Raw genomic sequence first — 12,218 nt, 5'->3', positions numbered from 1 at the left:
CTCCTCAGACGCATTCCGGTACCCACACGTCGCCACGACGGGTGAACGGTCCCGTACTGCACGTGATGGAAGTTCTGCCTCTGGGAGTCCCGTGTACCCACACGACGGGGTTGTCACCTCCGGCCTGGCTGCGCTGCGCGCTCTGGTCTCCGACCAGTTGCCGCGTGTCCCCGCGTTCGCCGTGCCCGCCCTCGCCACGTCCGGTCCCACCGTCCCCGGCTCGGCTTACGCCCTGGCCGAAGTCAGCACCGCCGCAGGCAGACGCACCCGCAACAGCAGCCCGCAGCGGGGCCAGAGCGCCGCCGACAAGGGCGCCCACGCCCGCCGGCCCGCGTCGGACACCGACAGCGGCCGCATGATGGACCTGGTCGAAGCCGCGCAGAGCGGCGAGACCGAGGCATTCGGGCGGCTGTACGACCACTACAGCGACACCGTCTACCGGTACATCTACTACCGGGTCGGCTCCAAGGCCACCGCCGAGGACCTGACCAGCGAGACCTTTCTGCGCGCCCTGCGCCGGATCGGCACCTTCACCTGGCAGGGCCGCGACTTCGGCGCGTGGCTGGTCACGATCGCCCGCAACCTGGTCGCCGACCACTTCAAGTCGAGCAGGTTCCGACTCGAAGTGACCACCGGCGAAATGCTGGACGCCAACGAGGTGGCCCGCAGCCCCGAGGAATCGGTACTGGAACAGCTCTCCAACGAGGCGCTGCTCACCGCCGTGCGCAAGCTCAACCCGCAGCAGCAGGAGTGCATCACCCTGCGTTTCCTGCAGGGCCTGTCGGTGGCCGAGACCGCCCGGGTGATGGGGAAGAACGAGGGCGCCATCAAGACGCTCCAGTACCGCGCGGTGCGCACCCTGGCCCGCCTGCTGCCCGAAGACGCCAGATGAGCACCGCGTACGGTTCACCCTGCCCGATCATCAGACCTGCGTAACCCAACCGGACCGGCACTCGTTGCAACACATGCAGACACTTCCGCGCCGCACGCCGCTCACCGTTTTTCACCCGATCGGGTGGACGGCCTGGGAGAGGGCAACCTTCCAGACGGCGGGAGGAGTCGAGTGTGGAGACGAGAGGAGGTGCCGCCCGTGATCGGACAGGCAACGGCACACCGTCGGGCGAACGCCTTCGCCCAGGCGGTCGAGGACGCCGGGCTTGACGGCGGCCGCGAGGAGACCACCGGTGGGCACGGCGCCGGTACCGGTACGGACGGCGGTGCCGACGTCCACGGGTCCGGTGCCCGAGGTTCCGGCGCCCACGGGTCCGGCGCGGGTGCCGGTCCCGGCAGCCATGGCGAGCACGGCGGCCACGGCGGCGCGCACAGCGTCGGCGGAGGGCACGGCTCCCATGCCGCCGACCGGCACGCCGACCCCGAGCAGGTCTCGATGGTCGCGCTCGCCGAGGTGCTCGGCCGGCGGCCCCGCCCGGCGATGGACCCCGAGCAGAAAACGGTGCAGCGCGCCCAGCTGATCGCCGCCATGGAGCAGGCCATCGCCGACGGCAGCTTCCGCGCCACCGCCCGGGTGCCCGAGCAACGCGGCGAGAGCCCCAGGCGAGCACCCGCGGCAGCGCTGCGCAAGCTCGCCCCGCGCTCCCGGCTGTCACGCCGGATCGCGGTCGGCGGGCTCACCATGGGAGTCGCCGCCGGTGCCTTCGGCGGCGTCGCGGCGGCGAGCACCAACGCCCTGCCCGGTGACAGCCTCTACGGCCTCAAGCGCAGCATGGAGGACATCAAGCTGGACATGGCGGGCAGCGACTCCTCTCGGGGCAAGGTCTACCTCGACATGGCGTCCACCCGCATGCAGGAGGCCCGCCGGCTGATGGACCGCGGGCGCGGCGGCCAGCTCGACGGCGAGTCGGTCGGCGAGGTGCGCAAGGCGCTGTCCGGGATGCACCAGGAGGTGTCCGAGGGGCACCGCCTGCTCACCGCGGCCTACCAGAAGGACGGCTCGCTCCAGCCGATGGAGCTGCTGAACACCTTCGCGGAGAGCCACCGGCAGGGCTGGGCCGACCTGAGCGGCAAGCTGCCCAGCCAGCTCACCGATGTCTCCGACCAGGTGACCTCGCTCTTCGACGCCATAGACGCAGAGGTCGCGCCGCTGTCCCTGCCGCAGAAGGACCGCCCCGGCACGCCCGCCACCCACGGCGTGGACGGCTCCGGGACCGGTCACGACGGCGGCATCCCCGGCAGCGGTCCCTCGGGCAGCCCGTCGGCGACGACCACGACGAAGGGCACGGCCGGCGAGGACAGCGGGCAGAGCCCCAGCCCCTCGCCCTCCGACAGCGCTCCCGACGGTCTCATCGGCGGCTCAGGCAAGCTGCTCGACACGCAGCCCGCCCTCCCCGGCATCCCCGGGGCGACCCCGACGGAGACCCCCAGCTCGCCGCACCACTCCGTCGAGCTGCCCCCGCTGCTCCCCGGTCTCCTCCCCGGTCTCGGCCTGACCAGCAGCGACGACCAAGGCTGACGGCAACGCATCACGGTAAAAAGCTTCAGGGGCGGGCGGTCCACCCGGACCACCCGCCCCCGACGCGTACCCGGCCCCGATCTCCGTAAGACGGCGCTCAGAAGAACACCGACCGCCGCTCCACCAGCAGCTCGTACAGCGTGTGCTGGATGGTCTCGCGGACCTGGTCGGTCAGGTTGAAGACGAGCATCGGGTCGTCCGCGGCCTCCGGCGGATACGACTCCGTGGGGATCGGCTCGCCGAACTGGATCGTCCACTTGGTCGGCAGCGGAACCAGGCCGAGCGGGCCGAGCCAGGGGAAGGTCGGCGTGAGCGGGAAGTACGGGACGCCGAGGATGCGGGAGAGCGTGCGGGAGTTGCCCACCATCGGGTAGATCTCCTCCGCGCCCACCACCGAGCACGGCACGATCGGCACCTTCGTCTTGAGCGCCGTCGCCACGAACCCGCCCCGCCCGAACCGCTGGAGCTTGTACCGCTCGGAGAAGGGCTTCCCCAGGCCCTTGAAGCCCTCGGGCATCACCCCGACCACCTCGCCCCGCTCCAGCAGCAGTTGCGCGTCCTCCGAGCAGGCCAGGGTGTGCCCGGCCTTGCGCGCCAGCTCGTTGATGACCGGCAGCACGAACACCAGGTCCGCGGCCAGCAGCCGCAGGTGCCGCCCGGCCGGGTGGTGGTCGTGCACGGCGACCTGGGTCATCAGCGCGTCGAACGGCAGCGTCCCGGAGTGGTTCGACACCACCAGGGCGCCGCCCTCCGCGGGGATGTTCTCGATGCCCTTGACCTCGACCCGGAAGTACCCCTCGTACAGCGGGCGCAGCAGCGACAGCAGCACCTGGTCGGTGAGATCGGCGTCGAAACCGAACTCGTCGACGTCGTAGTCCCCGGTCACCCGCCGGCGCAGGAACGACAGCCCGGCCGCGACCTTCCGCTCCCACGGCCCGCCGAGCAGCCGGTCGGCGACCGCGCCGAACGCCGCGGCCAGCGGTGCGCCCTGATCGGACCCCGGGCCTCCGGAGTCGCCGGCACCGCTCGTGCCGGCCGCGGACCCCTCGGCCGCGGTGCCGCCGTGCGGGCCCTCCCCGGGCCCTGCCGGCTCCGACCCGTCCGCCTGCGCCGGAATCCCCGGACCCCCCTCCGGTACGGCCGCCAGCGGCGCCTGGGCGCCCCCCTCGGCCGTCTGGCCCGCCCCCGGCGGGCCCGCCTTGCGCTCCCGGCTCCGCGACCGCCGCGCCCCGGCCCCTCCGCCACCGCTGCCGCCACCACTGCCGCGGCGACGGGCGTCATCCCCGAACGGAATGACCTTCGCGTCCGTCATGGCTGCCGCTCCTTCTGCCGCTCCGGCCCCCGCATCGATCCCACGCCGTCCACCGTTGCCACCGCCGCCACGCCCACCGTCATCGCGCCGGCTCCGTGCGCCGCACCCTGGCCGCCACCTCGTCGACCGCGGCCGCCACCCGTGCGGGCGGCAGCAGGCCGGGCTGCCGGGTGCGGGCGAAGTCGTGGAACGTTTCCGCAGTGGTGAACGCGGCGTGGAAGCCCAGCGTCTCCCGCATCTGCCGGGTGTCGACCACCCGGCCGTGGGTGAGCAGCCGGATCTGCTCGCTGGAGAAGTCCGTCACGCCCGCGGCCCGCAGCATCCGGCCCACCCACGTCACCGCGGGCAGCAGCACCGGCACGGTCGGACGGCCCAGCCGCCGCGCGGTCTGCGACAGCAGCAGCACCCCGTCGCCCGCGATGTTGAACGTGCCGCTGTTGAGCGTCCCGCGCCGCGCCTCCGTGGCCGCGACCACCAGCACCTCGTTGACGTCGTCCTCGTGCACGAACTGCAACCTGGGGTCGTACCCGAACACGGTGGGCAGCACCGGCAGGTCGAAGAACTCCGCGAGCGGGGTGTCCGCCCGCGGGCCGAGGATGTTCGCGAACCGCAGCACCGCCACCGCCACGTCGGGCCGGCGCCGGGCGAAGCCGCGGACGTACCCCTCGACCTCGACCGCGTCCTTCGCGAAGCCGCCGCTGGGCAGCGACTTGACCGGGGTGGTCTCGCTGAACACCGCCGGGTCGCGCGGCGCGGAACCGTAGACGCTCGTGGTGGACTTCACCACCAGCCGCCGGACGGTCGGCGCCTTCTGGCACGCGCCCAGCAGCTGCATCGTGCCGATGACGTTGGTCTCCTTGGCCTGGGTGCGGCCGCCGGAGCCCAGCGGGGTGCCGCTGACGTCCAGGTGCACCACGGTGTCCACGGAGTGCCGCGCCAGCACCTTGCCGATCATCGGCTGCCGGATGTCGGCCCGCACGAACTGCGCGTCCCCCAGGTCGTGCTCCGGCGGCACCGCGTCGACCGCGACCACCCGGTCGACCTCGGGCTCACGCTGCACACGGCGGACGAACCGCCCGCTGAGCTGCCGCGCGACTCCGGTGACGAGCACCACCTTGCCCACGTTCAGCGCCTTCCTCGGGGAATGCTGTCACCGTACCCCGCCGCTGTTGCGCGACGGTGACGAAACGCCCCCGCGCCCCGACCGGCCCCCGTACATGCCACTGCCCCCTTCGACCGCCCTGAATCAGGCGGAGGAAGGGGGCAGGAGAGCGGCAAAAAGCTCGCTTACTTCTTGTTACGGCGCTGAACACGCGTCCGCTTCAGAAGCTTGCGGTGCTTCTTCTTCGCCATACGCTTACGCCGCTTCTTGATGACAGAGCCCACGACAACCCTCGCTTCGGTTTCACTCGGTGCGGGGCGTCCGAGCCCACACGACCTACGTCGGCCAAGCCTACCCGCCCCGAGCGGACGAACGTAACCGAGGCCCACGCGGTCCGTCACCGGCCCGTTACCGGGCCGCCTCGGGCAGCTCAGGCAGACTCCACCCCCACATAGGATTCCCGCAGGTACTCGTGCACGGCCTGCTCCGGAACCCGGAAGGACCGACCCACGCGAATCGCCGGCAGATGACCGCTGTGCACCAGCCGGTACACGGTCATCTTCGACACCCTCATTACCGCCGCGACTTCGGCGACGGTGAGGAACACGACCTCGTTGAGAGGCCGACTTTCAGTTACAGCCATGACACACCTGAACCTTCCGCACATGACGGCCACCGGCTTCCCCTCCGGCGACTCCAAACAGGCATGTGCGCTCCCCCTCAGATTAGGGGCGGATGATGCGAGTGGGGAAGAGGAGTTGCGAAGGGTTGACTACTGTGCGAGCCACGCACTCTTCAACACGTAGCGGGTGACCGGCCGGTAGTAGTCCGAGCGAGCGGTGTCGTCGAGTGGTACGGCCACCGACACCCTGCCCTCCGCCTCCGCGACGAAAACCGCGGGGTCGTCGCAGTCCCCCAGACCGATCGCCTCGATGCCCAACTGCCCTGCCCCGCAGACGAATCCATGGTCTCCCACCACCAGTTTCGGCAATATCCCGGCCTGTTCGGCAGCCGCCGCGAGCGCCGCCCGGACCGGCAGCGGCGAGTGCGTGTGCGCCCCGCGCTCCGCCCCCTCCGAACGCACCAGAGCCACCCCTCCGACGTAGCCGAGGCGGTGTGCGCGTACGCCGAAGTGTGTGGACATACGCATGCAGTGGGCGTAGGGCGGGGTGAGTACTTGGCAGCCGGCCGCCGACAGAGCGGCGGCCAAAGTTGCGTAGAAACCAAGGAGACGATGTGGATGTCCTGTGCCCAAGAGGACGGGTACGCGGTCGTGCGCCGCCCGTGCCAGGCGTTCCGCGAAGGCGTCCAGCGCCGCAACCGTGCGGTCCGGATCGATCGCGTCCGGCCCCGACGTCTGCCCCGGATCGGCCGACACCCCGCACCGGTCGGCCATCAACCGCAGCAACTCCGCCCGCCCCCAATCGCCGTCGGGTTCCAGCCCGCAGGTCTGCCGAGGATCACGCGCCGCGAACAGCCCGTAGTTCACCAGGCTCTGCTCCCGAGCAGTGCCCACCCGGCCCGCGAGCCCCACCGCCACCAGATGTGCGCGCAGCGCACCCACACTCACCACCCGGCCGATCCTGCCCACGTCGCGTGCCCGGCGCATGACGAACCCTCCGAAATCACTCCCACGGGTGGGCCGCCGGGTCTTGCACCGCCCGCGACCGCGGCTACGGCAGCAGCCCGTGCAGCGGGAAGACCGCCCGCCGCGTCGCCAGCACCGCCTGGTCCAGCCGCGAAGCCGGGTCGTACCCGCCGTCGTCGAACTCCGTCCAGCGCGCCGCCGCCCCGTCCGTCATCCGCGCCGACACCGACGTCCGGGTGAGCGCGTACGCCTGCTCCTGCCACTCCTGCGGCACGAGCGTCTGCGGCGCGACCGGCGTCCCCGCCGCGATCGCCACCAGATGCGTCCACGCCCGCGGCACCACGTCCGCCACGGCGTAACCGCCGCCGCCCAGCGCCAACCAGCGCCCCTGCGCATGCTCGTGCGCCAGCCGGTGGCACGCCTCCGCGACCACCCGCTGCGCGTCCAGCGACACCGCGAGATGCGCCAGCGGGTCCTCCACATGGGTGTCCACGCCGTGCTGCGACACCAGCACCTGCGGCCGGAACGCCGCCACCAACTCCGGCACCACCGAGTGGAACGCCCGCAGCCAGCCCGCGTCCCCGGTCCCGGCCGGCAGCGCCACGTTCACCGCGCCGCCCTCCGCCGCCGCCCCGCCGGTCTCCTCCGGCCACCCGCTGGCAAACGGGAAGAGCGTGCGCGGCGTCTCGTGCAGCGAGATCGTCAGCACCCGCGGATCGTCCCAGAACACCGTCTGCACGCCATCCCCGTGATGTACGTCCGTGTCCACGTACACCACCCGCTCCGCGCCCAACTCCAGCAGCCGCGCCACCGCGAGCGCCGCGTCGTTGTAGACGCAGAAGCCCGCCGCCTGGCCCGGCATCGCGTGGTGCAGCCCGCCGGCGAAGTTCACCGCGTGCTCGACCTCGCCCCGCCACACCGCCTCGGCCGCACCCACCGACTGCCCCGCGATCAGCGCGGACGCGTCGTGCATCGCGGCGAACGCCGGGTTGTCGACGCTGCCGATCCCGTACCCCGCCTCCGCGCCGGCCTGCGCGGCCCGCGGGTCCGCCGAGGCCCGGCGCACGGCCGCCACGTAGTCCGCCCGGTGCACCAGTTCCAACGTCGAGTCCCCGGCCGGCGGCGCCGCGACCACCTTCAACCCCGCGTCCAGGCCGAACGCCCGCACCAGGGCCCAGGTCAGCTTGAGCCGCACGGGGTCCATCGGGTGCCCGGCCCCGAAGTCGTACGCCGTCTCCTGGTCATCCCACATCAACTGTGCGCGGCCGCTCATGGCCGACACCGTACCCGGCGGGCCCGGCCGCGAAAGACCGCGCGTACACCAGCGTCGCCGCCACCAGCACCATCGGTACGACCATCGCGCCGCGGTAGCTCCACGCGTCGCCGAGCGCGCCCACGAGCGGCGACCCGACCAGGAACCCGACGTAGTTGAAGATGTTCAGCCGTGCGATCGCCGTGTCCGAGGCGTCGGGGAACATCCGCCCGGCCGCGGCGAAGGTCTGCGGCACGACCACGCACAACCCGAGCCCGAGCAGCATGAAGCCGAGCATGCCCACCCAGGGCCCCGGCGCCACCGCCACCACCGCGAACCCGGCGACCGCCCCCACCGTGCCCAGCCGCACCACCGCGACCGCCCCGAACCGCCGCACTCCGTGGTCACCGACCGACCGCCCGATCAGCGTGGTCACCATGTACACCGCGTACGGCACCGTGGAGAGCTGGTCCGAACTGTGCAGGGTGTCCTGCAGGTACTTCGCGCTCCAGTTGGAGACCGTCGAGTCGCCGATGTACGCGAACGCCATCACCAGGCACAGCGGCAGCAGCATCCGCATGGCGACCTGCTGGACGGCCCGGGGCACGGCCGGGTACGCGCCGGACGGGTCGGACGCGGCGGACACACCGGACGCGGCGGGAAGGCCCGCGGCGGCCGACGCGGGCGGCTCGGGGCCGTACGGCACCGCCAGGCCGTCACCGGCCGCGCCACGGGCACCGTCGGGCGCCTGGGCGCCCTGGGCACCGGAGGCGGCGGCCGCGTCGTCGGGCTGCTGGTCGCGGTACCAGCGGCTCGCGGTCAGCGCCAGCGGGATCAGCACCAGCGCCGCGGGCGCGTACAGCGAGAACAGCGCGAAGTGCCAGTGCGCACCCGACCACGCCAGCGACGCCCCCACGATGCCGCCCAGGCTGTAGGCGGCGTGGAAACCCAGCATGATGCTCTGCCCCCAGGCCCGTTGGAGGCTCACGCCCAGCATGTTCATGGACGCGTCGAGCCCGCCGACGCACACCCCGAACAGCGCCAACGTCACCGCCGCCACCCACAGCCGGTCCCCGGCACCCAGGCCGGCCAGCACCAGCCCCACCGTCGGCTGCACCCAGCGCAGCACCACGCTCGGCCGCACCCGCTTCACCAGCTGCTCGGTCAGCACGCTCCCGATGCCGGCCAGGATCGGCACGGCCGCCAGGAACACCGGCAGCAGTCCGTCGCTGATCCCGTAGCGGTCCTGGATCGCGGGGATACGGGTCACGAGCAACGCGAACAGCACGCCCTGCGCGAAGAAGCTGACCGCGAGGGCGGCTCGGCCTTGCCGCAGGGCCTGCGGGCGAGCGACATCCATAAGCGAGCAGGCTAAGCGCGAAAGCTACGGATGAGTAGGGGCCGGGGAAACGATTCCTTGCGGAGCTCGGTGCGGACCGCCACGCCTGCCGCCGCACGTGCCGCCGGAACGGTCAGCCGGACAGCAGGCCGGGGAGCTCCGCCATGGTGTGGAAGAGCGCCGTCGCCCCCACGAGCTTCTCGGCCGGCGTCATCGCGGTGTACCCGTACACGTCCATCCCGGCCGCGAGCGCCGCCGCCACACCCAGCCCGCTGTCCTCCACCACGGCACACCGGTCGGGGGCGACCCCCATCTCACGTGCGGCGTGCAGGAACAGGTCGGGCGCCGGCTTGCCACGCCCCACGTCCTGCGCCGAGAAGATCCGCTCCTCCCCGAACCGTGCGTACAGCCCGGTCTTCCGCAGGGCGACCCGAATCCGTTCATGCCCCCCGGACGACGCCAGGCAGTACGGCACCCCGTCCGCCGCCAGCTTCTCCAGGACGACCGCCACGCCGTCCACCGGCTCCAGCTCCCGCTCGAACGCGGCGAAGACCTGCGCGTGATAGGCCGCGTCGAAGTCGGCGGGCAACTCCGCACCCGACCGCTCGCGCACCACATCGTGGATGCGGTGCGGTGCGGCTCCCATGAAGTCGCGGAGGGAGTCCTCGTAGGTGGTGGGGTGTCCGGCCGCGGTGAGGCAGTCCGCGAGGATGCGGTTGGAGATCGGCTCGCTGTCCACCAGGACGCCGTCATTGTCGAAAATCACCAGGTCGTACTGCACGGGCTCACCGTACAGGGGTGCTGAACGCAAAAAAGCTCGGGTCCCCCGATTAAATCGGGGGACCCGAGCTGAAAAATTGTTCGGCGGTGTCCTACTCTCCCACAGGGTCCCCCCTGCAGTACCATCGGCGCTGAAAGGCTTAGCTTCCGGGTTCGGAATGTAACCGGGCGTTTCCCTAACGCTATGACCACCGAAACACTATGAAACTGTCCCACACACCACACACCAACCCAGCCCTCACAAAGGAGCTAGGGGTGTGTAGTCGCTGGTTGTTTCAGAACTACACAGTGGACGCGAGCACACATGGACAAGCCCTCGGCCTATTAGTACCGGTCAGCTCCACCCCTCACGAGGCTTCCACATCCGGCCTATCAACCCAGTCGTCTACTGGGAGCCTTACCCCATCAAGTGGGTGGGAGCCCTCATCTCGAAGCAGGCTTCCCGCTTAGATGCTTTCAGCGGTTATCCCTCCCGAACGTAGCCAACCAGCCATGCCCTTGGCAGGACAACTGGCACACCAGAGGTTCGTCCGTCCCGGTCCTCTCGTACTAGGGACAGCCCTTCTCAAGACTCCTACGCGCGCAGCGGATAGGGACCGAACTGTCTCACGACGTTCTAAACCCAGCTCGCGTACCGCTTTAATGGGCGAACAGCCCAACCCTTGGGACCGACTCCAGCCCCAGGATGCGACGAGCCGACATCGAGGTGCCAAACCATCCCGTCGATATGGACTCTTGGGGAAGATCAGCCTGTTATCCCCGGGGTACCTTTTATCCGTTGAGCGACGGCGCTTCCACAAGCCACCGCCGGATCACTAGTCCCTACTTTCGTACCTGCTCGACCCGTCAGTCTCACAGTCAAGCTCCCTTGTGCACTTACACTCAACACCTGATTGCCAACCAGGCTGAGGGAACCTTTGGGCGCCTCCGTTACCCTTTAGGAGGCAACCGCCCCAGTTAAACTACCCACCAGACACTGTCCCTGATCCGGATCACGGACCGAGGTTAGACATCCAGCACGACCAGAGTGGTATTTCAACGACGACTCCACCACGGCTGGCGCCGCGATATCAAAGTCTCCCACCTATCCTACACAAGCCGAACCGAACACCAATATCAAGCTATAGTAAAGGTCCCGGGGTCTTTCCGTCCTGCTGCGCGAAACGAGCATCTTTACTCGTAGTGCAATTTCACCGGGCCTATGGTTGAGACAGTCGAGAAGTCGTTACGCCATTCGTGCAGGTCGGAACTTACCCGACAAGGAATTTCGCTACCTTAGGATGGTTATAGTTACCACCGCCGTTTACTGGCGCTTAAGTTCTCAGCTTCGCCACACCGAAGTGTGACTAACCGGTCCCCTTAACGTTCCAGCACCGGGCAGGCGTCAGTCCGTATACATCGCCTTACGGCTTCGCACGGACCTGTGTTTTTAGTAAACAGTCGCTTCTCGCTGGTCTCTGCGGCCACCCCCAGCTCAAGAGGTAAACTCCATCACCGGAAGTGGCCCCCCTTCTCCCGAAGTTACGGGGGCATTTTGCCGAGTTCCTTAACCATAGTTCACCCGAACGCCTCGGTATTCTCTACCTGACCACCTGAGTCGGTTTAGGGTACGGGCCGCCATGAAACTCGCTAGAGGCTTTTCTCGACAGCATAGGATCATCCACTTCACCACAATCGGCTCGGCATCAGGTCTCAGACTTAATGTGTGACGGATTTACCTACCACACGCCCTACACCCTTACCCCGGGACAACCACCGCCCGGGCTGGACTACCTTCCTGCGTCACCCCATCGCTTACCTACTACAAGTCCGGTTCAGCGGCTCCACCACTCCCCCTCACTCCGAAGAGATCAGAGGCGGCTTCACGGCCTTAGCATCGCTCGGTTCAGTACTGGGCGTTTCAAAGCGGGTACCGGAATATCAACCGGTTGTCCATCGACTACGCCTGTCGGCCTCGCCTTAGGTCCCGACTTACCCTGGGCAGATCAGCTTGACCCAGGAACCCTTAGTCAATCGGCGCAAGAGTTTCCCACTCTTGTATCGCTACTCATGCCTGCATTCTCACTCGTGAACCATCCACCACTCGCTTACGCGGCGGCTTCACCCGGCACACGACGCTCCCCTACCCATCCACACTCCCGTTGGGGATATTGCGTGAATGACACGACTTCGGCGGTACGCTTGAGCCCCGCTACATTGTCGGCGCGGAATCACTTGACCAGTGAGCTATTACGCACTCTTTCAAGGGTGGCTGCTTCTAAGCCAACCTCCTGGTTGTCTCTGCGACTCCACATCCTTTCCCACTTAGCGTACGCTTAGGGGCCTTAGTCGATGCTCTGGGCTGTTTCCCTCTCGACCATGGAGCTTATCCCCCA

At 69.3% G+C, this 12,218-nt stretch carries 10 protein-coding genes and 2 rRNA genes (1 of these 12 only partly in view); 2 read left to right on the top strand and 10 right to left on the bottom strand.

Annotated features, from left to right (window positions below; genetic code table 11):
• The first annotated feature begins 91 nt into the window (after positions 1-91).
• Together OG370_RS24410 and OG370_RS24405 are read left to right on the top strand one after the other, a co-directional pair.
• Positions 92-892: an ECF subfamily RNA polymerase sigma factor, BldN family gene (locus OG370_RS24410; RefSeq protein ID WP_328467712.1), complete on the top strand. Its 801-nt coding sequence runs from the start codon at positions 92-94 to the stop codon at positions 890-892.
• 198 nt (positions 893-1,090) lie between these two features.
• Positions 1,091-2,470, top strand: coding sequence for a DUF5667 domain-containing protein (locus OG370_RS24405; protein WP_328467710.1), 1,380 nt, complete (start codon positions 1,091-1,093; stop codon positions 2,468-2,470).
• Positions 2,471-2,567: 97 nt separating this feature from the next.
• Here OG370_RS24405 and OG370_RS24400 read toward each other — a convergent pair whose 3' ends face one another.
• The 10 genes from OG370_RS24400 to OG370_RS24355 form a co-directional block, all read right to left on the bottom strand.
• On the bottom strand, positions 2,568-3,782 hold the full coding sequence (locus tag OG370_RS24400; protein ID WP_328467708.1) for a lysophospholipid acyltransferase family protein: 1,215 nt from the start codon (positions 3,780-3,782) through the stop codon (positions 2,568-2,570).
• Positions 3,783-3,861: 79 nt separating this feature from the next.
• Positions 3,862-4,905, bottom strand: a complete 1,044-nt coding sequence (locus OG370_RS24395; RefSeq protein ID WP_328467706.1) for an NAD-dependent epimerase/dehydratase family protein — start codon at positions 4,903-4,905, stop codon at positions 3,862-3,864.
• Between the two features lie 164 nt (positions 4,906-5,069).
• On the bottom strand, positions 5,070-5,168 hold the full coding sequence (locus OG370_RS24390) for a 30S ribosomal protein bS22 (protein WP_003948845.1): 99 nt from the start codon (positions 5,166-5,168) through the stop codon (positions 5,070-5,072).
• A 146-nt stretch (positions 5,169-5,314) separates the two neighbouring features.
• Positions 5,315-5,527: a helix-turn-helix domain-containing protein gene (locus tag OG370_RS24385; RefSeq protein ID WP_202235362.1), complete on the bottom strand. Its 213-nt coding sequence runs from the start codon at positions 5,525-5,527 to the stop codon at positions 5,315-5,317.
• A 129-nt stretch (positions 5,528-5,656) separates the two neighbouring features.
• Complete coding sequence (locus OG370_RS24380; RefSeq protein WP_328474373.1) at positions 5,657-6,457, bottom strand: phosphatase; 801 nt, start codon at positions 6,455-6,457, stop codon at positions 5,657-5,659.
• 100 nt (positions 6,458-6,557) lie between these two features.
• Positions 6,558-7,745, bottom strand: coding sequence for an acetoin utilization protein AcuC (locus OG370_RS24375; protein ID WP_328467700.1), 1,188 nt, complete (start codon positions 7,743-7,745; stop codon positions 6,558-6,560).
• A complete protein-coding gene (locus OG370_RS24370; RefSeq protein WP_328467698.1) occupies positions 7,714-9,084 on the bottom strand; it encodes an MFS transporter in 1,371 nt (456 codons plus the stop codon). Before OG370_RS24370 ends, OG370_RS24375 begins: the two co-directional genes overlap by 32 nt.
• Before the next feature lie 112 nt (positions 9,085-9,196).
• The gene (locus OG370_RS24365; RefSeq protein ID WP_328467696.1) at positions 9,197-9,844 is read right to left on the bottom strand and encodes an HAD family hydrolase; all 648 of its coding nucleotides are present in this window, start codon (positions 9,842-9,844) and stop codon (positions 9,197-9,199) included.
• Between the two features lie 78 nt (positions 9,845-9,922).
• Positions 9,923-10,039, bottom strand: a 5S ribosomal RNA gene (gene rrf, locus OG370_RS24360).
• Positions 10,040-10,147: 108 nt separating this feature from the next.
• Positions 10,148-12,218, bottom strand: a 23S ribosomal RNA gene (locus OG370_RS24355); it runs 1,054 nt beyond the window's last position.

Source organism: Streptomyces sp. NBC_00448, from assembly GCF_036014115.1.
In the GTDB taxonomy this organism is placed as follows: domain Bacteria; phylum Actinomycetota; class Actinomycetes; order Streptomycetales; family Streptomycetaceae; genus Actinacidiphila.
The sequence above is the reverse complement of the archived record's forward strand: the minus strand, read 5'-3'. Positions and strand labels throughout refer to the sequence as shown.